Below are 21,489 nucleotides of genomic sequence, written 5' to 3'. Positions count from 1 at the left end.
TGAGCCCCCTCCCCTGGTGCCTGTCAGCTGGTGATCTTGATCTCCGAGACCTTGCCCCGCCATTTCCCGTCGTCACCCGACGGCGGGAGCTTGGTCAGCCAGAGCAGAACGTATCGCGCCTGCACCGGCTTGTCGGGCTTGAGGGACACGTTCGTGCCTGTTCCTTGGGTCAGCTTGCGGAAGCCGTCGAAGCTCGTGGGCTCCGACGACGCATCCTCGGGCGCGGCGAGCAGTTGCACAGATGTGTCGCCACCGAGGAAGGAGACGTCCACAGTGCCGACCTGCTGGACCTTACCCAGGTCCAGAATGATGCCGACGCCCGACTTCAGCCGCCCGAAGTCCGAGCTGAGGTATCCGTCGGTGTTCCAGGACGTGCTCGGGTCGCCGTCGTAACTGTTCCTTATGCTGGCGGGCTTCTCGGAGAGGTCCTGGCCAAAGGGGTCGAAGTCATGCGCGCCGGTAATGGCGACCGGCTTGCCGGACTTGTCCTCGGTGTTCTTCTCGCCGCTGTTCGACTGTGAGGTGCCCGGGTCGACCGGGTCCTTGTCGCGGTCGATCAGCTTGTCGGCGATCTGCCAGCTGCCCAGCCCCAGTGCGGCGATGAGCAACGCGGCCACGGTCCACTTGAGGACCCTGCCGGTGCGGCTCTGCAGTGGTGGCGGCGGGGCGGCCACCGGCTGGGTTGCCGCGGGGCCGGGACGGGGCGCAGGGCGGCCGTAAGCGCCCTGCTGGTACGTGGTCCGCTGGTAATCGGGCGGAGCGGTGAAGGCAGGCTCCGGCGGGCGGATGCGGGGCATCGCCGCCACGGCCTTCGCCAGTTCGTCCGGTGTGGTGCAGGGCGGTTCCTGGCGGGAGGCCGTGGCGCCGTCGTTGACCAGAGCGCGCATGGCGAGCTCGGAGAGCCCGCGGTGCACGCCGGCCCTCACCTGGTCGGGAGCGATGAGCCCGACGCCCTTGGGCAGCCCAGAGAGACCGTATGCGTCGCTCTCGTACGGCCACCGCTGGGTCAGCGCCGCGTACAGCAGGGCGCCGATGGCTTCGGTGTCGGCGCGCTGTGGTCCGTCGGCCGTGATTCCGCGCAGTGCGGCATTCACGGCGAGGCCGCGGATCCGGTACTGCCCGGTCGAGCTCCGCAGCACCGCTCCTGGCGTGAGCCGGAGGTGAGCCAGCCCCTCGCGGTGCGCCGCGGCCATGGCCTGGGACAACTGGTCGACGAGCTGGTATGCGTCATGCGGCTCCATGGGCCCCATGGCGAGCAGAGCGGTGAGCTCCGTCGCGTCAGGAAGCCACTCATGGACGACATAGACGAGATCGTTCTCCTCGACGGCGTCGAGGACCTGTACGAAGCGCGGGTCGCCGAGAAGGGCCGAGGAGCGGGCCGCCGCGAGTACGGAGCGGGCCCGTGGGTGGTCGGCGGGGAGCAGATGCACGCCGACGGCGCGGCGCAGTTTCTCGTCGACCGCACGCCAGCTGCTGAAACCGTCCAGACGGGTGACGCACTCCTCGAGCCGGTAGCGTCTGGCGAGCTTGTGACCACTGTGCAGTTCGGGCGTGGCGATGGTGGGTTCGGTGCCCTGCCGTTCGCTGCCCGTGTCCGGTGCGGTCTTCTCCGCCGTGTCCTGGGATTCCGCCGCCCCGTCGGTCGTGGCCTTGCCCGCCTTCGCGGTCAGCGGATCATCTCCGCTGTTGTCGGCCACGTCGACGGCAGCCGTGCTACGTTCCGCCACCGTCGTTCCTGCCTCCCCATCCGTTGCGCATATCCAACAGCCATGCCAATTGTGCCCACAGTCGGCCGCTATGCACGACACACGGCGGCCGACGATGGTTGTGCGGGACGGCGCGCTCTTAGCGACCGAGGCGCCCGCGCACCATGCCGACCATGGCGTTCAGTTCATCGATACGCATCCGCTTCGCAGCGACGAAGAAGACGCCCAGCAGCACGATCCCACCGCCGACCAGCGCGGCGAGCGAAGCCAGCGCGCCGCTGCCCAGCCCCTTGAGGACGAAGTATGCGACAGCGCCTCCGGCCGCAGCGGCGGGGACGGAAGCCATGCACAGGCGTGCGTACGTCCGCATGACATGGGCACCGTCCAGATCACCGCCGAGGCGGTTCTTGAGCCGCCGCCAGGCGATGCCCACGCCGACGGCGTAGGCGAGACCGTAGGAGGCACCCATGCCGACCACGGCCCACTGGGCGGGCAGGAGCACGTAACAGAGTGCCGAGGCGGCCGCATTGACCGCGGCGACGATGACCGTGTTGTAGAAGGGCGTGCGGGTGTCCTCGTACGCGTAGAAGCCTCGCAGTACGACGTACTGCACGGAGTACGGGATGAGACCGAGGCCGAAAGCCATAAGGATGAAGCCCATGCCCCGGGCGGCCTCCAGGCCGCTCGAGGAGAACAGCAGCGTGGACATCGGAACGCCGAGCGCGAGGAAGGCGAAGGCGACCGGGACGATCGCGACCGCGGAGTTGCGCAGCCCCTGGGAGATGTCGTCGCGTACGGCACCCGGGTCGTTGTCGTGGGCGGCACGAGAGATACGGGGCAGCAGGGCGGCCATGACCGAGACGGTGATGATGGCCTGCGGCATGCCCCAGATCAACTGCGCGTTGGTGTAGGCGATGAAGCCCGCGCCCTGTCTGCCGGAGGTCTCACCGGCAGCGGTGGCGAGCTGGGTGACGACCAGCACACCCGCCTGGTTCGCGAGGACGAACAGCACCGTCCACTTTGCGAGCTTGACGGTCTTGCCGAGGCCGTGGCCCTTCCAGTCGAAGCGCGGACGGAACCGGAATCCGGTCTCACGCAGGTACGGGATCATCGCGAGCGCCTGGACGACAAGGCCGAGCAAGGTGCCGATACCCAGCAGCCGGACACCCTCCGGCGGGATCGACTGGACACCCATGTTCGACTCGGCGGAGGTGCCGTACACCCAGATGAAGAGGCCGAACGTGGTGATCATGACGATGTTGTTCAGGACCGGGGTCCACATCATCGCGCCGAACTTGCCACGGGCGTTGAGGATTTGGCCCATGACCACGTGAATGCCCATGAAGAAGATCGTGGGCAGGCAGTAGCGGGCGAAGGTGACAGCGACGCTGTTGGCCGCCTCGTTGCCGGCGATGGTGTCCGACATCAGCTGGATCAGCAGCGGGGCCGCGAAGACCGCGACGGCGACGATGGCGGCGAGCGACACCATGACAAGCGTCAGCAGACGGTTGGCATACGCCTCTCCGCCGTCCTCGTCGTTCTTCATCGCGCGCACCAGCTGCGGGACGAAGACGGAGTTGAGGCCACCGCCGACGGTGAGGATGTAGATCATCGTCGGCAGGGTGTACGCGACGGTGAAGGTGTCGCCGAGGAGAGCGGCACCGAGAGCCGCGGTGATCACGAGGCTGCGCACGAAACCGGTAAGGCGGGAGACCAGCGTGCCGGCCGCCATCACCGCGCTCGACTTCAGCAGGCCGGAGGCCCGGCCGCCGGGCTTCCGGGGCGCGGGTGCCGCCGGGCTCGGCTCGGGGTCCGGAGCCGGCCGGCCCGCGTCCTGCTGGTCCCGGAAGAGGTGGGCAAAGGCGTCGGGCTCGGGCTCCTGCTCACCGGCCCGGGTCACCAGCTCGTCCACACCGGTGAACTGGGTGGTCCTGACGTCGTCCCCGTACGGCAGGTGGCGGGAGGGACCGGAGGGCTCGGGCGGCGGGGTCTGCGCCCAAATACGGGGGTCCGGAGCGTGCTGGGGGCTGGGCGGCTGCTGGTAGAGCGCCTGGGGCTCCTGGTAGGTGCCGGGGGGCGGCGGCGGGTGCGAGGCGCGGTCGTAGAGGGCCTCGGCCACCGGGTCCTGGGCGGACAGGTCCTGCGCCCGGTACGGATCGGGGGCGTAGGCCTCCTGGAGGTACGGGTCCTGTGCATACGGGTCCGGGGTGGGCTGAGGCGGCGGCGGACCCTGGGCAGCCGGGTCTCCGCCCGCGCCCTGACCGCGGTCACCGTCGTACGGCGCGTTCATTGCCACCCCACCTCATCGTCCCCGGCCGACCGGCCACGACATCGCTCAACGGTCCACTTTCTCACCCGCGCCCGACGGGTCACCGCTTTCGGGTCCGGTGTCCGGTGTCAGGTCACTCGGCTGCCCGGGATCGGGGCTGTCGATGCCTTCACCCGAGCCCTCTGTGCCGTCCGTGTGGTCAGCGTCCGCCGATTCCTCCGAGGCAGCGGCGGCCCTGGGGCCCTCCGCGTCCTCCGCGGCCGCCTGGCGGGCAGCAGCGCGCTTGCGCTGGCTGTACATCTTGACCCCTGCGAGGACGAGCAGCAGCACCCCGCCGGCGATGACGAGCATCACAGTGGGGGTGACCTCGGAGACCTTCACAGTGAACATCATGGGGTCGCCGTACGGCTTGCCGTCCTCGGTGAAGAGTTGTGCCCTCATCTGCACCGGACCGTTGGCGTTGGCCGCCGCGGCGAACTTCACCGACTGGCTGTGGCCACCCTCGACCTTGATCGGCTGCTCTGCGACCCCCTTGTCGTCGTCGAGGTTCAGGCGAGTGGGATTCTCCGACCTGAGCCGCAGCACGAGATGGTCGATCCCCTGGACCAGCCGGTTCTGCACCGTGACCGGGATCGTCGCACTGCGCCCCGAGAGCGTGATGAGCGACTTCTCGACCAGCTGCACCTCGTCGGTGAGACTCAGCAGATAACCCTGCACCTTGCCGCGGTACAGCTGGGCCTCCACGCGGTTGCCGCGCCACGAGGTGGACATCTCCCGGTCGATCGCCCTGCCGAAGGGGGTCTCCACCCGGTCCTTCGCGGTGAGGATGACCTTGAAGTTGTCGAGGGTGTTCTGCGTGGCCCTGATGTCCTGGAACGCCTGAACGGGCAACTCGTGCTTGCGCAGCCGATCGGGGTAGCGGGACGTGGCGGGCACGTCGGTCGTGGCATCGGCGTCGGGGGCGGCGCCCGCCGCCGCGATCAGATCGAGCGGCTGCGTCCAGCGCTGAGCGTCGAGTGCCTTGAGCGCGCGTGCCATGGTCTGCGCCTGGGACGCGGTCGGCTGGCGTTGCGGGGCGACGACGATGCTCCGCTGCTTGTCCGTGTCCTGAAGGGTCAGCGCCAGCGTCTGGGCGAGGAACTCCTGGACTGCGAGCGTGGAGTTCTCCGTCTTGATCATGTCGCCCTGGAACGCGATGGAGAGCCGGGTGTCGGCGACCACGGCCGTCGTGCCGCCGCCGATCGGGCGTGCGGCCGTGGGCGTGTACGACAGGTTGTCGCTCAGGCTGTCGCTTCGGGCGATCACCTTGTGGGCGCCTGCCGAGGTGGCGACATCCACGATCGACGAGTCGATGGCGCCGTCCACGGGCCAGGCGAAGTCGGTGGACGGCTTCACATGGATGATCGTCTCGACGGTCGTCTCGGCGACTTCGGTGGCCGGCTGCAGATGGCTCAGGGATCCGGAGACGTTCTTGCCCCGGTGTGCCAGAGACGCCAGATCCGGGTCGGCGAACGGCAGGGCGACGACCTTGCTGCCCCGGACGGCGGCCTCGACGGAGCTCAGCCAGCGCTTGGCGATCGCCTGGTTCTTGCCCGCGACGGTGGTGTTCCCGCTCTTGACCTGGTAGCTCCTGGTCATCGCGTCGACCGTGGCCAGCAGGTCCGGATCGATGACCCAGGTGACGGGCAGCCCTCTGCCCAGTGAGACGAGCTGCTCCAGCCGACCGCCCGGGGCAAGTTCCGTGGCCAGCGTCTCGTCCTCGAAGACGGGGGTCTGCTGCTCGTCAGACCCCGTCTCCGAGGTGAGATGGGTCGAGGAGATCAGCGGCCAGAGATAGGTGAGCTGGGTCTTCTTCTCGGTCGCGTCGGGCTGCCAGGGCAGGAAGGTCCGCTCAACGCCCAGCACCTGCTCGAACGGCTGGGCCGCCGTCTGGCCCGAGAGGTACACGCCGAGCTGGTAGACACCGTCGTCGTCGAGGTTCAGTTCTTTGACCGGGACATGGAGGGTGAAGTCCCTGCCGACGCCAGAGATGAGCTTCGGCATCTTGATCGTGTATTTGGCGTCGACCTTTGAAGCATCGAGGTCCGTCGTATCGCCGGTCCGCTCTGCGGCGCGGTCGACGGCGATCCTGCCGGACAGCACCGGACCGACCCGTAGATCGATCTCGGCGTCGGTGACGGTCTGTTTGCCCTTGTTGATCACCGTGCCGGAGATCGCGAGCGTGTCGCTCTTGCCGGGGGTGGCCGGCGTCAGAGTGTCGAGAGACACATCGACCACGTGGGACCCGGAGGCGCCCTCGGCGGCCTGTGCGGCCGGTGTGAGTGGACCGCACAGCAGTCCGGCCACAAGCGGTACGCCCAGCATCAGGGAGGCTGTGCGGCGCAGCCACCGGCGGGCAGGAGAGGGACTCATCCCCTGGAAGTCTGCCGCCTCGGCCACGCGCTCGCCCGTCCCTTGTCGTCTGCTGCCGGTGGTGGTTCTCGGTTCCTGCGTCCACGCATGGTAACGAGGTGCGCTGTGTCGAAGTGCCGCGGAGTGCCTTACAAGATCGGATGGACCCTCGGTCAGCCATAAACAGGGACGCTCCGGCCGGCCGGGGCACGTACCCTTTTCTGTTGTGCCGAACGCCAATGAAGACAACCCCACTGCACTGAGTCAGGTGCAGCGCCGCGCGGTGAGCGAACTGCTGCGGGTGTCCCCTGTCGCCGACGACCTTGCCCGCCGCTTCAAGGAGGCCGGGTTCAGTCTTGCCCTGGTCGGCGGCTCGGTCCGGGATGCGCTGCTCGGCCGACTCGGCAATGACCTGGATTTCACGACCGACGCCCGTCCCGAGGACGTACTCAAGATCATCCGCCCGTGGGCCGACACGGTGTGGGAGGTCGGGATCGCCTTCGGCACGGTGGGCTGCCAGAAGCAGGGCTACCAGATCGAGGTCACCACATACCGCTCCGAGGCGTATGACAGGACGTCGCGCAAGCCCGAGGTGTCGTACGGCGACTCGATCGAGGAAGACCTCGTACGGCGCGACTTCAGCGTGAACGCGATGGCCGTGGCGCTGCCGGAGAAGGAGTTCATCGATCCGCACGGAGGTCTGGAGGATCTCTCCGAGCGTGTCCTGAGGACTCCCGGTACGCCCGAGGAGTCCTTCTCCGACGATCCGCTGCGCATGATGCGGGCCGCTCGCTTTGCCGCGCAGCTGGACTTCGAGGTCGCGCCCGACGTCGTCACCGCGATGAAGGAGATGGCGGACCGCATCGAGATCGTCTCCGCCGAACGGGTGCGCGACGAGCTGAACAAGCTGATCCTCTCCGCCCATCCGCGCAAGGGGCTGGGGCTGCTCGTCGACTCCGGCCTGGCCGACCATGTGCTGCCCGAGCTGCCGGCGCTGCGGCTGGAGAGTGATGAGCACCACCGGCACAAGGATGTGTACGAGCACTCTCTGACCGTCCTGGAGCAAGCCATCGACCTGGAGGAGAACGGGCCGGATCTGGTCCTGCGGCTGGCCGCGCTGCTCCACGACATCGGAAAGCCGCGCACCCGGCGTTTCGAGACGGACGGCAGGGTCTCCTTCCATCACCACGAGGTGGTGGGCGCGAAGATGACCAAGAAGCGGATGACCGCTCTCAAGTACTCCAACGACATGGTCAAGGACGTCTCGCGGCTCGTGGAACTGCATCTGCGGTTCCACGGCTACGGAACCGGAGAGTGGACCGACTCGGCGGTGCGTCGGTATGTACGCGACGCAGGTCCACTGCTGGACCGGCTCCACAAGCTCACCCGCTCCGACTGCACCACGCGCAATAGGCGCAAGGCGAGTGCCCTGTCCCGGGCCTATGACGGGCTTGAGGAGCGCATCGCTCAGCTGAAGGAGCAGGAGGAGCTGGACGCGATCCGGCCCGATCTGAACGGGAACCAGATCCAGGAGATCCTTGGTGTTGGTCCCGGTCCCGTGATCGGCAAGGCATACGCGTTCCTGCTGGAGCTGCGCCTGGAGAACGGGCCGATGGAGCATGATGCGGCGGTCGCAGCGCTGAAGGAATGGTGGGCGACCGAGGCCGAGCGCGCCCGCTGAGCCTGAAACGGCGCCATGTTTCACGTGAAACATGGCGCCGATCGACGGGCAAGGGGCGATGTTTCACGTGAAACATCGCCCCTCGGTATTTGCGGCTGCTTCCGCGACTACTTCTTGATCTCGTTCAGGCAGAGCACGAACTGCTTGCCCGAGCTGCGCCGGCCGCCGCGCGTCTGCTCGAAGTAGCCGACGTCGGACTTGCCCGCGCAGAGCTTTTGGTCGGTCGTGTCGGCGTGAACCTCGACCACCTTGTAATCGGCCTGCGCGCCACCGCACTCCACGACCTCGAGATCGGGAGTGATCGTGGAGCCGCTGCTGTTGTGCATGCAGTCGCCGACCTTCGCGTTTTCGGCGTCGTCCTGGCTCGTGAAGTAGACGATCGCGAAGACTATGAGGGCTATGACCACGCCGACGATCTTCAGGATGTTCTTGATGCCGAGGCCCCGGCGCCCGGATGAGGGCGCCGGGGGCGGCGGCGCCCCCCACTGCTGCGGCGGGTAAGGCTGCGTCGGCTGCTGCTGGGGGTACCCGTATCCCGCCTGAGGCTGCTGCGGGTGGGGCTGTTGCTGCGGATATCCGTAGCCGGGCTGCGGCGGGTACGGCTGCTGAGGCTGCTGTGCGTACGGGGCAGGCTGTCCGTAGGGGCCTGGGCCATGCTGCGGCGGATAGGTCATGTGGGAGTCCCCCGATTGGCGTGTGCGTCGATCTTTGACGCGGGCACGCTATATCACCGCGCCAACATGCCTCCAACGGGCCATCGTTGCCGCCACCGCCGCGTAGATGACCGCCACCACGACCACCAGCTGAACCGACCGGCCGTCAGGGGGCAGCATCAGTGCGGCGATCGCCGCAGCGCCAACGAAGGCGACGTTGAACAGCACGTCGTACAGGGAGAACACCCGGCCGCGGTAGGCGTCGTCCACGGACGTCTGGATCACCGTGTCCGTGGCGATCTTCGCGCCCTGGGTGATGAGCCCCAGGATGAACGCGGCGACCAGTATCGGCGCGGGCTCGAAGGGCAGCCCCAGGGCCGGTTCGAGGACGGCTGCCACTCCCGCGCACGCCACCACCCAGCCGAACTGGCCCAGTCGGTCGACGGCATACGGAGTCACCACCGCCGCTGCGAAGAATCCGGCGCCCGAGATGAGGATGGCCACACCTAGCAGGGCCAGGCCGTCCGAGTCGTTCGCGTACCAGGCGTACCGGCACAGCATCAGCACCATCACGGTCAGGGCGCCGTAGCAGAAGCGCATCAGAGTCATCGCGAACAGCACCTGGGCGGCAGCGCGGCGCTCGGCCAGATGCCGCAGCCCGCCCGCCAGTCCGCGTGCCGTCGACGCCAGCGCTGCACCCAGGCGTGGCTGTACCAACTGCTGGTCGGGGCCGAGAAGTTCACGCGCCATCCGCAGCGAGGCAAGCGCCGAGCAGAGATAGAGCACAGCGCCGAGCATCACCACCGCCGCATCGGAGTCCTCGGACACCAGGCGTACCGCGAAGGCGAGTCCGCCGCCCGCGGTCGCCGCGAGTGTGCCCGCTGTCGGTGAGAGGGAGTTGGCCATGACGAGTCGGTCCGCGTCAACGACCCGCGGCAGCGCGGCGGAGATACCGGCCAGCACAAAACGATTGACGGCTGTGACGGAGAGGGCCGAGGCATAGAAGAGCCAGTCGGGTACGGAGAGGAGGATCAGCACCGCGGTGCCGCTCGCGAGGAGGGCACGCAGGAGATTCCCGTACAGGAAGACCTGCCTGCGCTGCCAGCGGTCCAGCAGGACGCCCGCGAACGGGCCGATCACGGAGTACGGCAACAGCAGCACGGCCATGGCAGAGGCGATGGCGGCCGGCGAGGTCTGTTTCTCCGGGGAGAACACCACGTACGTGGCAAGCGCGACTTGATAGACGCCGTCGGCCGACTGGGAGAGCAGCCGGACCGTCAGCAGTCGGCGGAAGCCGGCAAGGCGCAGGAGTACGCGCAGATCACGTACGACAGGCATGCGATCAAGCGTCACACACGCCGAGGGTCCCCGGGCGGATTACCCGGGGACCCTCGGCAGACGATCAGCTGAACGCTTAGCGCTCGACCTCGCCCTTGATGAACTTCTCGACGTTCTCGCGAGCCTCGTCGTCGAAGTACTGGACCGGCGGGGACTTCATGAAGTACGAGGACGCGGAGAGGATCGGGCCGCCGATGCCACGGTCCTTGGCGATCTTCGCGGCGCGCACGGCGTCGATGATGATGCCCGCGGAGTTCGGGGAGTCCCAGACCTCGAGCTTGTACTCGAGGTTCAGGGGCACCTCGCCGAAGGCACGGCCCTCGAGGCGGACGTACGCCCACTTGCGGTCGTCGAGCCAGGCCACGTAGTCCGACGGACCGATGTGGACGTTGTCCTCGCCCATGTCGCGGTCACGGATCTGCGAGGTGACGGCCTGCGTCTTGGAGATCTTCTTGGACTCAAGGCGCTCACGCTCGAGCATGTTCTTGAAGTCCATGTTGCCGCCGACGTTCAGCTGCATCGTGCGGTCCAGGATGACGCCCCGGTCCTCGAAGAGCTTCGCCATCACGCGGTGGGTGATGGTGGCGCCGACCTGGGACTTGATGTCGTCGCCGACGATCGGGACGCCCGCCTCGGTGAACTTGTCCGCCCACTCCTTGGTGCCGGCGATGAAGACCGGGAGGGCGTTGACGAACCCGACCTTGGCGTCGATGGCGCACTGCGCGTAGTACTTCGCAGCGTCCTCGGAGCCGACGGGCAGGTAGCAGACCAGAACGTCGACCTGCTTGTCCTTGAGGATCTGGACGATGTCGACCGGGGCCTCGGCGGACTCCTCGATGGTCTGGCGGTAGTACTTGCCCAGGCCGTCCAGGGTGTGTCCGCGCTGCACGGTGACGCCGGTGTTCGGCACGTCGCAGATCTTGATGGTGTTGTTCTCGCTGGCGCCGATGGCGTCCGCCAGGTCGAGGCCGACCTTCTTGGCGTCCACGTCGAAGGCGGCCACGAACTCGACGTCAGAGACGTGGTAGTCGCCGAACTGGACGTGCATCAGACCCGGCACCTTGCCGGCCGGGTCGGCGTCCTTGTAGAACTCGACGCCCTGCACCAGCGAGGCGGCGCAGTTGCCCACGCCGACGATGGCTACGCGAACCGAACCCATTCCGGTTGCTCCCTGTGTGATCTCGGTATTCCGGATGAAACCCTGCGGATCGCAGCGCTTCACTTGGCGGTGTCGTCGGACGGATCCGGCGGGGTGGAGCTTCCGGGGGGTGTGCCCCCGGAGGACTCGGCACCCCTGTGCCGGGGCAGGCCGCCCGTCTCTCCAGATGTGGTGTCCTGCTGAGCTGAGCTCTCCGGGGCGGGCTGTCGCTGATCCCGCCCCGCTCGCTCGCTCTCAATGAGCTCGTTCAGCCAGCGCACCTCGCGCTCCACGGATTCCATTCCGTGTCGCTGCAGCTCAAGTGTGTAGTCGTCGAGGCGCTCTCGGGTGCGCGCCAGCGAGGCGCGCATCTTCTCCAGGCGCTCCTCCAGCCGACTGCGGCGGCCCTCGAGCACCCGCATCCGCACCTCGCGCTCCGTCTGCCCGAAGAAGGCGAAACGAGCCGCGAAGTGCTCGTCCTCCCAGGTGTCCGGGCCGGTGTGCGAGAGCAGTTCCTCGAAATGCTCCTTACCTTCTGCCGTCAACCGGTAGACGATCTTGGCTCGGCGCCCTGCGAGTGAGGCGGCGAGCGCGTCTTCGGGAGCGCTTCCCGGCTCCTCGATCAACCAGCCGTTGGTAACCAGCGTCTTGAGGCAGGGGTAGAGCGTCCCGTAACTGAAGGCCCGGAAGATTCCCAGCGAGGTGTTGAGCCGTTTCCGCAGCTCATACCCATGCATCGGGGCCTCACGGAGCAGACCGAGCACGGCGAACTCAAGGATGCCGGAGCGTCTGCTCACCGTTGCCTCCCTCGCCCTCTCGGTCGCCTATGCCGTGCTGATGTATCGACTCGATACATCAGCACGATAGAACGACGTGCCGCCTGCGACAAGAGGGGCCATGGTGAACGGCGTCACATCCTCAATTCGTAGGCGGCGATATGCCTGATTTGGTGGGAACTATGGTGCTGGGCGGGTTTTGACCGTGCGTAGTCTGTGCGCCATGTGCGCCATGCAGACCACCGGGAACCATGTGACGCCTGTGTGCGTCCTCGTCGTGGATGCACAGCGGATGAGCCCTTCGCGGGGCTGGTCCGTATTCATTTCGGGGGGACCGGAACTCAACAGCCGCTTCCAGGCGTCTCGCCTGCCCGAGGAGTAGTCGTTCGATGAGCGAGCACCGACGCAAACCGCCGCAGCCGCAGGGTGGCGGGCGTGCCGGGTCCAGGCGCGCTGCCCAGCAGCCCCCCGGCCGCCGCGCAGCCCCGTCCCGGGGTTCCACTTCGGGATCACCCTCCGCTTCGTACGGCGAGGAGCGTCCGTACGGCAGCCGGGCCGAGGCCCGCCGGGCCGCGCAGCGCGGCGGCAGCCGCAGGCGCGTCGACGAAGGCGCGGGCGCAGGTCACGGCGGCCGGGGCGGCGGACGCCGCGGCGGAGGCGGTGGGGGGTATGACGGTCCGGGCCGCGGTCGTGGCGGACGGCCCTCCAAGAAGCGCCTGATCGACTATCCGCGCCACAACAAGTACGGATGGCGACGGTGGGTGCCGTCGTGGAAGCTGGTCACCGGGCTCACCCTGGGCTTCGTCGGAAGCCTGATGGCGGCCGCGACCATCGCGTACGCGATGGTGGAGGTGCCGGACCCGCAGTTGACCGCCAAGGCGCAGAACAACGTCTACCTCTGGGCCGACGGCTCTCAGATGGCCGCCACTGGGGGTGAGATCAATCGCCAGATCATCCCCATCGCGCAGATCCCCAAGGACATGCAGAACGCGGTGATCTCGGCGGAGAACAAGACATTCGAGAATGACTCGGGCATCGACCCGATGGGCATCGCCAGGGCCCTGAAGAACATGGCCACAGGCGGGCAGACCCAGGGCGGCTCCACGATCACCCAGCAGTATGTGAAGAACGCCATGCTGGGCGACCAGTCCCAGACCCTGACCCGCAAGTTCAAGGAGCTGTTCATCTCCATCAGGGTCGGCACGGACCTGGAGAAGCCGGAAATCATGGCCGGCTACCTGAACACCTCGTACTACGGACGTGGCGCCTACGGCATCCAAGCCGCAGCACGTACGTACTACGGAGTGGACGCCAAGAAACTCGACGCCGGGCAGTGCGCATTCCTTGCCTCGCTTCTCAAGGGCGCGACCTACTACGACCCGGCCGGTTCGACGGACATCGACCCCGCTGCGACAGCCGATGCCAACAAGGCCAGAGCCGTAGAACGCTGGAACTGGATCCTCGACGAGATGGTCAAGGACCGCCGCCTTTCGCCTGAGAAGCGGCCCAAGTCCATTGCCTTCCCGATGCCGGACAAGCCCACGAAGGACGCCCAGCTCGGCGGCCAGGTCGGATATCTGGTGGACCTCGCCAAGTCGTACTTCCTCAACAACAACGATCAAAACATCGACGCCAACATGCTCTCCCAGGGCGGTTACACGATCCGCACGACCTTCGAAAAGGACAAGGTCGACAAGCTCAAGGCCGCGGTCAAGAAGGTCCAGGACGCCAACATCAAGCCAAAGAGGCGCCCGGACACGGACACCCACGTCCAGTTCGGTGGTGCCTCGGTCGATCCGGAGACCGGAGCGATCGTTGCGATCTACGGCGGTGAGGACGCGACCAAGCACTTCACCAACAACGCCAACGAGACCGGCGCCCAGGTCGGATCGACCTTCAAGCCGTTCGTCCTTGCCGCGGCCATGCGGGACGGCGTGCGCGACCCCGAGCTGCAGGAGGAGCAGGGCACGTCCGAGCGCCATATCGTCGACCCCGACAAGAGCAAGTACAGCGGCAAGAACAAACTCAAGATCAAGGACTACGACGGTTCCGTCTGGCGGAACGAGAAGCAGCAGGAGTGGCTCCAGACCAACGACGGCGGTGAGTCGTACGGCGACATCGACCTGCGTGAGGCCATGGTCCACTCCGCCAACTCGCCCTTCGTGCAGTTGGGCATGGACATTGGTATCCCGACGGTGAGGCAGTCGGCCATCGACGCGGGTCTGCTCGAGTCCAGCCTGAACAAGTCGAACGTCCCGTCGTTCTCGATCGGTATTTCCTCCCCGAGTGCCATCCGCATGGCCGGCGCCTACGCGACCTTCGCGGCGAACGGCAAGCAGAACGACCCGTTCTCCGTCACCCGCGTCGAAAACGAGAAGGGGACGGTCTACGAGCACGAGGTGAAGCCCAAGCAGCGCTTCACCACCGCTGTCGCGAGCAATGTGACCGACGTGCTCAGGTCCGTCGTCGACGAGCGCGAGGGCACCGGTAAGAACGCCCGGATTCCCGGCCGTCAGGTCGCGGGCAAGACCGGTACGACCGACGGCAACAAGTCGGCCTGGTTCGTGGGCTACACGCCGCAGCTGTCGACCGCGATCGACATGTACCGCCTCGACGACAACGAGAAGAACAAGAAGCGCAAGTTCCTCGAGATGTACGGCACCGGCGGTCAGGACAAGATCCACGGCGCGTCCTTCCCGTCCGAGATCTGGCAGACATACATGTCGGATGCGCTCAAGGGCCAGCCGTTCAAGACCTTCCCCGAGCCGGAGCCCATCGACGGTGAGGCCGTCTGGGGCGGCGGCGCCTCCAGCCCGCCGCCGTCGCCGACCGCCACCCCGTCCGGCACGCCGTCCCCGACGCCGTCGAACACGCCGCCCGGCTTCCCGTCCGGAAAGCCCAGCCCGAGCCAGTCCTGCGATCCGTGGCAGGACTTCACCTGCGGCACCACGGGTGGCAATGGCGGCAACGGCAGCGGCGGAAGCACCACCGATCCCACCAGCTCGCCGACGATCAGTCCGTCGACATCAGCGCCAGGCACCAACGGCAACGGCGGCAATGGCAACGGAGGCTTCATCGGAGGCTCGGGGTAGCGGCCCGTGATCGGCTTCCCGTAACGCAAGGGCCGCCGCACCCGGAACGCACAGCATGTGCGCACCTGGGGCGGCGGCCCTTGCCGCGTCCCCGACTCCGTACGGCAGGATGTGCAGCATGCCCAGCGCAGAAGAGACGAGCGTGTACCAGGACCGGACGCAGCGGCCGGACGTACGGCCCACGCGGCGGGACTCCGTCGCCGCGTCCGGCAGCGAGCTGATCGGCGGTCCGGCAGGCCGCTTCGCCCTGCGCGGCAGCGGTGGCTGGTTCACGCCCGTACGCGTCGTCGCTTTGGTGGCCATCGGGATGTTTGCGCTGGGCATGGTGCAGAAGATGCCGTGTTACAACTGGGCCTGGTTCAGGGGTACCAGTTCCCAGTACACGCACGCGTGCTACTCCGACATCCCGCACCTCTACGTGGGGCGGGGTTTCTCCGAAGGGCTCATTCCGTACTTCGACCGGCTGCCCGGCGACATGCAGTACCTCGAGTACCCCGTCCTGACGGGTCTGTTCATGCAGGTCGCCTCGTGGCTCAATCTGGCCGGCGGCTCCATTCAGAACCAGGAGCAGACGTACTGGATGGTCAATGCGGGCATGCTGATGATCTGTACCGCGGTCATCGCCGTCTGTGTGGCCCGCACCCACCGCCACCGCCCCTGGGACGCCCTGCTGCTGGCGCTGGCGCCCGCCTTCGCGCTCACCGCAACCATCAACTGGGACCTGCTGGCGGTGGCCCTCACGGCCGCCGCGATGCTGATGTGGTCACGTGGCCGGGCACTGACCTTCGGCATTCTCATCGGGCTGGCGACCGCTGCCAAGCTCTATCCCGTACTGCTGCTGGGGCCTCTGCTGCTGCTGTGCTGGCGGGCCGGTAAATGGCGGGAGTTCGCCACGGCGGCGCTCGGCGCGGCAGGCGCCTGGCTGGTTGTGAACCTGCCAGTGATGCTGATGGCGCCCGAGGGGTGGAAGAAGTTCTACACGTTCAGCCAGGAGCGGCAGGTCGACTTCGGCTCGTTCTGGCTGATCATCACGCAGCGCACGGGCGAGCCGCTCGACGTCGACTCGGTGAACACCTACGCGACGCTGCTGATGCTCCTGGCCTGCGCGGGAATCGCGGCGCTGGCGCTCGGCGCGCCCAGGCGGCCACGCTTCGCGCAGCTCGTGTTCCTGGTCGTCGCCGCGTTCATCCTCACGAACAAGGTCTACTCGCCGCAGTACGTACTGTGGCTGATTCCGCTCGCCGCGCTGGCCAGGCCGCGCTGGCGGGACTTCCTGATCTGGCAGGCCTGCGAGGTCATGTACTTCTTGGGCATCTGGATGTATCTCGCGTACACCACGAGCCCCAAGCACCAGGGGCTGCCGCCGGAGGGCTACCAGCTGGCGATCGCCCTGCATCTGCTCGGGACGCTGTATCTGTGCGCGGTGGTCGTACGGGACATCCTGATGCCGGAGCGGGACGGCGTACGGCAGGACGGGTCGGACGACCCGTCGGGCGGTGTGCTCGACGGGGCCGAGGACGTCTTCGTGGTGGGACGGGCGGCCCATCCGCCGCGGCATGCGGCGCACGCGGTGGACGGACCCAGAGTCGAGTGGGGGACGCAGCCCCAGACGCCCGGAGACGCCCGCCCGTCGGCTTAGGGCAGCCCCGGGCGGCCCCGGATCCCGGGCTACCTCTTTCGTACGGCCTAGCGGTCCACGAGGCGGTCGAACTGCGTCGTCGTGTGGCGCAGATGAGCCACCAGCTCGTCGCCCACCTTGGGCTCCTGGGAGTCCGCGGGCACGAAGAGGATCGAGACCTGCATGTGCGGGGGCTCGGCGAACCAGCGCTGCTTGCCCGCCCACACGAAGGGCGAAAGGTTCCGGTTGACGGTCGCGAGCCCCGCGCGGGCGACGCCCTTGGCGCGCGGCATCACACCGTGCAGGGCTTTCGGGGCCTCCAGGCCGACGCCGTGGGACGTACCGCCCGCGACCACCACCAGCCAGCCCTCGGACGCGGCCTTCTGCTGGCGGTACCCGAAGCGGTCGCCCTTGGCGACGCGGGTGACGTCGAGGACCGCGCCGCGGTACTCCGTCGCCTCGTGGTCGCCCAGCCACAGCCGCGTGCCGATCCGGGCGCGGAAGCGGGTCTGTGGGAACTGCTGCTGGAGTCGGGCCAGTTCCTCGGCACGCAGATGGCTGACGAACATGGTGTGCAGCGGCAGCCGGGCCGCACGCAGGCGGTCCATCCAGCCGATGACCTCCTCGACCGCGTCGGAGCCGTCCGTACGGTCGAGAGGCAGATGCAGGGCGAAGCCTTCGAGCCGTACATCCTCGATGGCGGCATGCAGCCGGCCCAGGTCCTGCTCACTGACGCCGTGGCGCTTCATGGAGCTCATGCACTCGATGACGACCCGCGCGCCCACCAGCGCGTGCACACCGTCGACAGAGGAGACGGAACGGATGACGCGGTCGGGCAGCGGAACCGGCTCCTCACCCCGGCGAAAGGGCGTGAGGACAAGCAGATCGCCGCTGAACCAGTCCTTGATCCGGGCCGCTTCATAGGTGGTGCCGACGGCCAGCATGTCGGAGCCGAAGCGGGAGGCCTCCTCCGAGAGGCGCTCGTGACCGAAGCCGTAGCCATTGCCCTTGCAGACCGGTACGAGGCCGGGGAACTGGTCGATCACGGACTTCTGGTGCGCCCGCCAGCGCGCGGTGTCGACGTAGAGGGAGAGCGCCATGGCCGGCCCGGAACCTTTCTGGTGGCTGCGGTGTATCAGAGGTATGTGCGAGATCTACGAGATTACGGCGTCGCCCGTGAAGAGGTCGGCCGCATCGTCAGCGTCGCGACATGTAGATGTCGAGCGCCTTGTGCAGCAGCTTGTTGAGCGGGAAGTCCCATTCGCCGACGTACTCGACGGCTTCGCCGCCCGTGCCGACCTTGAACTGGATCAGACCGAAGAGATGGTCGGTCTCGTCGAGCGAGTCGCTGATGCCGCGAAGGTCGTAGACGGTCGCGCCCATCGCGTAGGCGTCGCGAAGCATCCGCCACTGCATCGCGTTCGAGGGCCGGACCTCGCGGCCGATGTTGTCGGAGGCGCCGTAGGAGTACCAGACGTGCCCGCCGACGACCAGCATGGTGGCCGCGGACAGGTTCACGCCGTCGTGCCGCGCGAAGTACAGGCGCATGCGGTTGGGGTCCTCGTTGTTCAGGACCGTCCACATGCGCTGGAAGTACGAGAGCGGGCGCGGCCGGAAGTGGTCGCGCACAGCAGTGATCTCGTACAGTCGCTGCCACTCGGCCAGGTCGTCATAACCACCCTGGACGACCTCGACGCCGGCCTTCTCGGCCTTCTTGATGTTGCGTCGCCACAGCTGGTTGAAGCCCTTGAGGACATCGTCGAGCGAACGGTTCGCCAGCGGCACCTGATAGACGTACCGCGGTTGTACGTCACCGAAGCCGGCACCGCCGTCCTCGCCCTGCTGCCAGCCCATCTTCCGCAGCCGGTCGGCCACTTCGAAGGCGCGGGGCTCGATGTGCGTCGCCTCGACATCGCGCAGGCGCTTCACATCCGGGTCCTGGATCCCGGCCTTGATCGCCGGTGCGTCCCAGCGGCGGATGACCACCGGGGGGCCCATCTTCACGGAGAAGGCGCCCTGCTGCTTGAGGTGGGCGAGCATCGGCTGCAGCCAGTCGTCCAGGTTCGGGGCGTACCAGTTGATCACCGGGCCCTCGGGCAGGTACGCGAGGTAGCGCTTGATCTTGGGCAGCTGGCGGTACAACACCAGGCCCACGCCAACCAGTTCACCGCTCCTGTCGAACCAGCCCAGGTTCTCGGACCGCCATTCGGTCTTCACATCAGCCCATGCCGGGACCTGGCAATGACTGGCCGAGGGCAGGCTCTGGATGTAAGCCAGATGCTGCTCTCGGCTGATGGTCCTCAGGGTCAGGCTCATGCGGGGCGCTCCTCGGCAGGTGTGTCCCCATGGGTACAGGGGCTCCGGCTCTCGCGCCGAAGCCTACTGGGCCGTGGGAACGCCCCGCGTTGCCGTGGGAGAACGGGGCTAGTAGCCGATCAAGCCACCGAAGAGCCCGCCGTCTGCCATGGAGAGGTAGAAGCCGAAGGCGGAGGCGCCGAGTCCGAGGATCAGGAGGAAGCGTTCACGGGTCGTGGCCGAGATGAACTGGCCGTATGCGCCCGTAAGAATTCCGATGAGACCGGACCAGGAGCTGAGGATATGTAGGTTGTCGAACTGCGCGGTCGTGAACGACAGCGCGCCCAGCACCAGGGTCACCACCATCAGGGTGTCCTGGAGCGGATGGGGTTTGCCGTCCGTGGCGAAGAGAGAGCCTGTGGGGTTCGGTCGCATTGTTTGTGCCATGAAGCACCTCCTGGCGGTCCGGAACGCGGCACACTGTGACGCCGCGCACACCCGATGCGTACAGGGTGCGGCCCGTGACCACCGGATTTCAACCGGAAGCACGTCTGCGGGTAGTCTGAACGGTCTGCACCGGTGTCTGTCCAGGCCAGAGACGATCCCCCCGGGATTGTCAGTGGCGGCGGCTACCGTTGCTTACGCATCACGACCCTCCTGCCACGGAACGACCGTGGCCGCTGAGTCCAAAGGAGGTGGGTTCCACATGCGTCACTACGAGGTGATGGTCATCCTCGACCCCGATCTCGAGGAGCGCGCTGTCTCCCCGCTGATCGAGAACTTCCTCTCCGTCGTCCGTGAGGGCAACGGAAAGGTTGAGAAGGTCGACACCTGGGGCCGTCGTCGTCTCGCTTACGAGATCAAGAAGAAGCCCGAGGGCATCTACTCGGTCATCGACCTGCAGGCCGAGCCTGCGGTCGTCAAGGAGCTCGACCGCCAGATGAACCTGAACGAGTCGGTCCTCCGGACCAAGGTCCTCCGTCCCGAGACCCACTGAGCACCTAGCTCAGAGGTCATCGGGTTTCGAGTAGCAGCAAGCAGCCAGCAGCAATCCCGCCGAGAGGTTCACCCATGGCAGGCGAGACCGTCATCACGGTCGTCGGCAATCTCGTCGACGACCCCGAGCTGCGCTTCACCCCCTCCGGTGCGGCGGTCGCGAAGTTCCGTGTCGCGTCCACTCCCCGCATCTTCGACAAGCAGACCAATGAGTGGAAGGACGGCGAAGGCCTGTTCCTCACCTGCTCGGTCTGGCGTCAGGCGGCGGAGAACGTCGCGGAGTCGCTTACGCGAGGCATGCGCGTCGTCGTGCAGGGCCGGCTGAAGCAGCGGTCCTACGAGGACCGCGAGGGCGTCAAGCGCACGGTCTACGAGCTGGACGTCGAGGAAGTCGGCCCCAGCCTCAAGAACGCCACGGCCAAGGTCACCAAGACCACCGGTCGCGGTGGCCAGGGTGGCTACGGCGGCGGTCAGCAGCAGGGCGGCGGCAACTGGGGCGGCGGTCCCAGTGGCGGTGGCCAGCAGCAGGGCGGCGGCGGTGCACCCGCCGACGACCCCTGGGCCACCAGCGCGCCGGCCGGCGGCGGCCAGCAGCAGGGCAGTGGGGGCAGCTGGGGCGGAAGCTCCGGCGGTTCCGGCGGCGGCTACTCGGACGAGCCTCCCTTCTAAGGGCTGCTCGTACCCCACTTCTTGATCACACAGGAGATACACCATGGCGAAGCCGCCTGTGCGCAAGCCGAAGAAGAAGGTCTGCGCTTTCTGCAAGGACAAGACCGTATACGTGGACTACAAGGACACGAACATGCTGCGGAAGTTCATTTCCGACCGCGGCAAGATCCGTGCCCGCCGCGTTACCGGCAACTGCACGCAGCATCAGCGTGACGTCGCCACGGCCGTGAAGAACAGCCGTGAGATGGCGCTGCTGCCCTACACGTCCACCGCGCGATAAGGGAAGGGTGACCGAATCATGAAGATCATCCTCACCCACGAGGTCTCTGGCCTCGGTGCTGCCGGCGACGTCGTTGACGTCAAGGACGGTTACGCTCGCAACTACCTGGTCCCGCGTGGTTTCGCGATCCGCTGGACCAAGGGTGGCGAGAAGGACGTGGCGCAGATCCGCCGCGCCCGCAAGATCCACGAGATCGCGACGATCGAGCAGGCCAATGAGATCAAGGCCCGGCTCGAGGCCGTGAAGGTGCGTCTGGCTGTTCGCTCCGGCGACGCCGGCCGTCTCTTCGGCTCCGTCACCCCGGCCGACATCGCCTCGGCGATCAAGACCGCCGGTGGTCCGGACGTCGACAAGCGTCGCGTTGAGCTCGGTTCGCCGATCAAGACCCTGGGCTCGCACCAGGTGTCCGTGCGTCTGCACCCCGAGGTCGCCGCGAAGCTGGGCGTCGAGGTCGTCGCCGCGTAACGCAGCGCTCGGCTGAGTAGTACGAAGGGCTGTACCCCTTGGGGTACAGCCCTTCTGCTGTGCGTTCCGCAAGTTTCACGTGAAACAGCGGGTTTCACGTGAAACATCGACGCTCAGCGGGT

17 protein-coding genes are annotated in these 21,489 nt (G+C 67.2%); 7 read left to right on the top strand and 10 right to left on the bottom strand.

Features of this window, described 5'->3' with window-relative positions:
• Positions 1-23: 23 nt before the first annotated feature.
• From OG741_RS20355 to OG741_RS20345, 3 genes are all read right to left on the bottom strand, one after another.
• Positions 24-1,727, bottom strand: coding sequence for a serine/threonine protein kinase (locus OG741_RS20355; protein ID WP_405599876.1), 1,704 nt, complete (start codon positions 1,725-1,727; stop codon positions 24-26).
• Between the two features lie 118 nt (positions 1,728-1,845).
• On the bottom strand, positions 1,846-3,996 hold the full coding sequence (murJ, locus tag OG741_RS20350) for a murein biosynthesis integral membrane protein MurJ (protein ID WP_405599874.1): 2,151 nt from the start codon (positions 3,994-3,996) through the stop codon (positions 1,846-1,848).
• A 45-nt stretch (positions 3,997-4,041) separates the two neighbouring features.
• A complete protein-coding gene (locus OG741_RS20345) occupies positions 4,042-6,414 on the bottom strand; it encodes a DUF6049 family protein (RefSeq protein ID WP_405599872.1) in 2,373 nt (790 codons plus the stop codon).
• A 178-nt stretch (positions 6,415-6,592) separates the two neighbouring features.
• On the opposite strand from OG741_RS20345, the gene OG741_RS20340 reads away from it, so the two are divergent.
• A complete protein-coding gene (locus OG741_RS20340) occupies positions 6,593-8,047 on the top strand; it encodes a CCA tRNA nucleotidyltransferase (protein WP_405599871.1) in 1,455 nt (484 codons plus the stop codon).
• Positions 8,048-8,154: 107 nt separating this feature from the next.
• Here OG741_RS20340 and OG741_RS20335 read toward each other — a convergent pair whose 3' ends face one another.
• From OG741_RS20335 to OG741_RS20320, 4 genes are all read right to left on the bottom strand, one after another.
• Positions 8,155-8,721 carry a hypothetical protein gene (locus OG741_RS20335; protein WP_405599869.1) on the bottom strand — a complete coding sequence of 189 codons (567 nt, stop codon included), beginning with the start codon at positions 8,719-8,721 and terminating at the stop codon, positions 8,155-8,157.
• 48 nt (positions 8,722-8,769) lie between these two features.
• Entirely contained in the window at positions 8,770-10,038 is a 1,269-nt protein-coding gene (locus OG741_RS20330) for an MFS transporter (RefSeq protein WP_405599867.1), read from the bottom strand.
• A gap of 76 nt (positions 10,039-10,114) precedes the next feature.
• Entirely contained in the window at positions 10,115-11,197 is a 1,083-nt protein-coding gene (locus OG741_RS20325) for an inositol-3-phosphate synthase (protein WP_266480612.1), read from the bottom strand.
• 59 nt (positions 11,198-11,256) lie between these two features.
• Entirely contained in the window at positions 11,257-11,973 is a 717-nt protein-coding gene (locus OG741_RS20320; protein ID WP_266480614.1) for a PadR family transcriptional regulator, read from the bottom strand.
• Positions 11,974-12,341: 368 nt separating this feature from the next.
• Here OG741_RS20320 and OG741_RS20315 point away from each other — a divergent pair, with 368 nt between their 5' ends.
• Both OG741_RS20315 and OG741_RS20310 read left to right on the top strand, forming a co-directional pair.
• The gene (locus OG741_RS20315) at positions 12,342-15,044 is read left to right on the top strand and encodes a transglycosylase domain-containing protein (RefSeq protein ID WP_405599864.1); all 2,703 of its coding nucleotides are present in this window, start codon (positions 12,342-12,344) and stop codon (positions 15,042-15,044) included.
• Between the two features lie 118 nt (positions 15,045-15,162).
• On the top strand, positions 15,163-16,683 hold the full coding sequence (locus OG741_RS20310) for a glycosyltransferase family 87 protein (RefSeq protein ID WP_405599862.1): 1,521 nt from the start codon (positions 15,163-15,165) through the stop codon (positions 16,681-16,683).
• Positions 16,684-16,730: 47 nt separating this feature from the next.
• Here the strand turns inward: OG741_RS20310 and OG741_RS20305 are convergent, their stop codons facing one another.
• From OG741_RS20305 to OG741_RS20295, 3 genes are all read right to left on the bottom strand, one after another.
• Complete coding sequence (locus OG741_RS20305) at positions 16,731-17,762, bottom strand: alanine racemase (RefSeq protein WP_405599860.1); 1,032 nt, start codon at positions 17,760-17,762, stop codon at positions 16,731-16,733.
• A gap of 97 nt (positions 17,763-17,859) precedes the next feature.
• Positions 17,860-18,978 carry a lipid II:glycine glycyltransferase FemX gene (locus OG741_RS20300; protein WP_405599857.1) on the bottom strand — a complete coding sequence of 373 codons (1,119 nt, stop codon included), beginning with the start codon at positions 18,976-18,978 and terminating at the stop codon, positions 17,860-17,862.
• A gap of 108 nt (positions 18,979-19,086) precedes the next feature.
• Positions 19,087-19,404, bottom strand: a complete 318-nt coding sequence (locus OG741_RS20295) for a hypothetical protein (protein ID WP_405599855.1) — start codon at positions 19,402-19,404, stop codon at positions 19,087-19,089.
• Positions 19,405-19,663: 259 nt separating this feature from the next.
• On the opposite strand from OG741_RS20295, the gene rpsF reads away from it, so the two are divergent.
• The 4 genes from rpsF to rplI all read left to right on the top strand — a co-directional run bounded on the left by rpsF (position 19,664) and on the right by rplI (position 21,367).
• The gene (gene rpsF, locus OG741_RS20290; RefSeq protein ID WP_004950685.1) at positions 19,664-19,954 is read left to right on the top strand and encodes a 30S ribosomal protein S6; all 291 of its coding nucleotides are present in this window, start codon (positions 19,664-19,666) and stop codon (positions 19,952-19,954) included.
• Positions 19,955-20,028: 74 nt separating this feature from the next.
• Complete coding sequence (locus tag OG741_RS20285) at positions 20,029-20,622, top strand: single-stranded DNA-binding protein (RefSeq protein ID WP_266480625.1); 594 nt, start codon at positions 20,029-20,031, stop codon at positions 20,620-20,622.
• 43 nt (positions 20,623-20,665) lie between these two features.
• Complete coding sequence (gene rpsR, locus OG741_RS20280) at positions 20,666-20,902, top strand: 30S ribosomal protein S18 (protein ID WP_003956534.1); 237 nt, start codon at positions 20,666-20,668, stop codon at positions 20,900-20,902.
• Positions 20,903-20,920: 18 nt separating this feature from the next.
• Entirely contained in the window at positions 20,921-21,367 is a 447-nt protein-coding gene (gene rplI, locus OG741_RS20275) for a 50S ribosomal protein L9 (RefSeq protein ID WP_142214744.1), read from the top strand.
• The last annotated feature ends 122 nt before the right edge of the window (positions 21,368-21,489 follow it).

The sequence above is a fragment of the Streptomyces sp. NBC_01410 genome, assembly GCF_045040195.1.
Lineage (GTDB): Bacteria > Actinomycetota > Actinomycetes > Streptomycetales > Streptomycetaceae > Streptomyces.
Note: the sequence above shows the minus strand (reverse complement) of the source record. Positions and strands in the feature narration are given on the sequence as shown.

Bases quoted from the DNA above. Each gene is read 5' to 3' on its own strand.
- murJ (WP_405599874.1), bottom strand. From the start codon at position 3,996: ATGAACGCGCCGTACGACGGTGACCGCGGTCAGGGCGCGGGCGGAGAC.
- OG741_RS20335 (WP_405599869.1), bottom strand. From the start codon at position 8,721: ATGACCTATCCGCCGCAGCATGGCCCAGGCCCCTACGGACAGCCTGCC.
- OG741_RS20330 (WP_405599867.1), bottom strand. From the start codon at position 10,038: ATGCCTGTCGTACGTGATCTGCGCGTACTCCTGCGCCTTGCCGGCTTC.
- OG741_RS20325 (WP_266480612.1), bottom strand. From the start codon at position 11,197: ATGGGTTCGGTTCGCGTAGCCATCGTCGGCGTGGGCAACTGCGCCGCC.
- OG741_RS20315 (WP_405599864.1), top strand. From the start codon at position 12,342: ATGAGCGAGCACCGACGCAAACCGCCGCAGCCGCAGGGTGGCGGGCGT.
- OG741_RS20310 (WP_405599862.1), top strand. From the start codon at position 15,163: ATGCCCAGCGCAGAAGAGACGAGCGTGTACCAGGACCGGACGCAGCGG.
- OG741_RS20305 (WP_405599860.1), bottom strand. From the start codon at position 17,762: ATGGCGCTCTCCCTCTACGTCGACACCGCGCGCTGGCGGGCGCACCAG.
- OG741_RS20300 (WP_405599857.1), bottom strand. From the start codon at position 18,978: ATGAGCCTGACCCTGAGGACCATCAGCCGAGAGCAGCATCTGGCTTAC.
- OG741_RS20295 (WP_405599855.1), bottom strand. From the start codon at position 19,404: ATGGCACAAACAATGCGACCGAACCCCACAGGCTCTCTCTTCGCCACG.
- rpsF (WP_004950685.1), top strand. From the start codon at position 19,664: ATGCGTCACTACGAGGTGATGGTCATCCTCGACCCCGATCTCGAGGAG.
- OG741_RS20285 (WP_266480625.1), top strand. From the start codon at position 20,029: ATGGCAGGCGAGACCGTCATCACGGTCGTCGGCAATCTCGTCGACGAC.
- rpsR (WP_003956534.1), top strand. From the start codon at position 20,666: ATGGCGAAGCCGCCTGTGCGCAAGCCGAAGAAGAAGGTCTGCGCTTTC.
- rplI (WP_142214744.1), top strand. From the start codon at position 20,921: ATGAAGATCATCCTCACCCACGAGGTCTCTGGCCTCGGTGCTGCCGGC.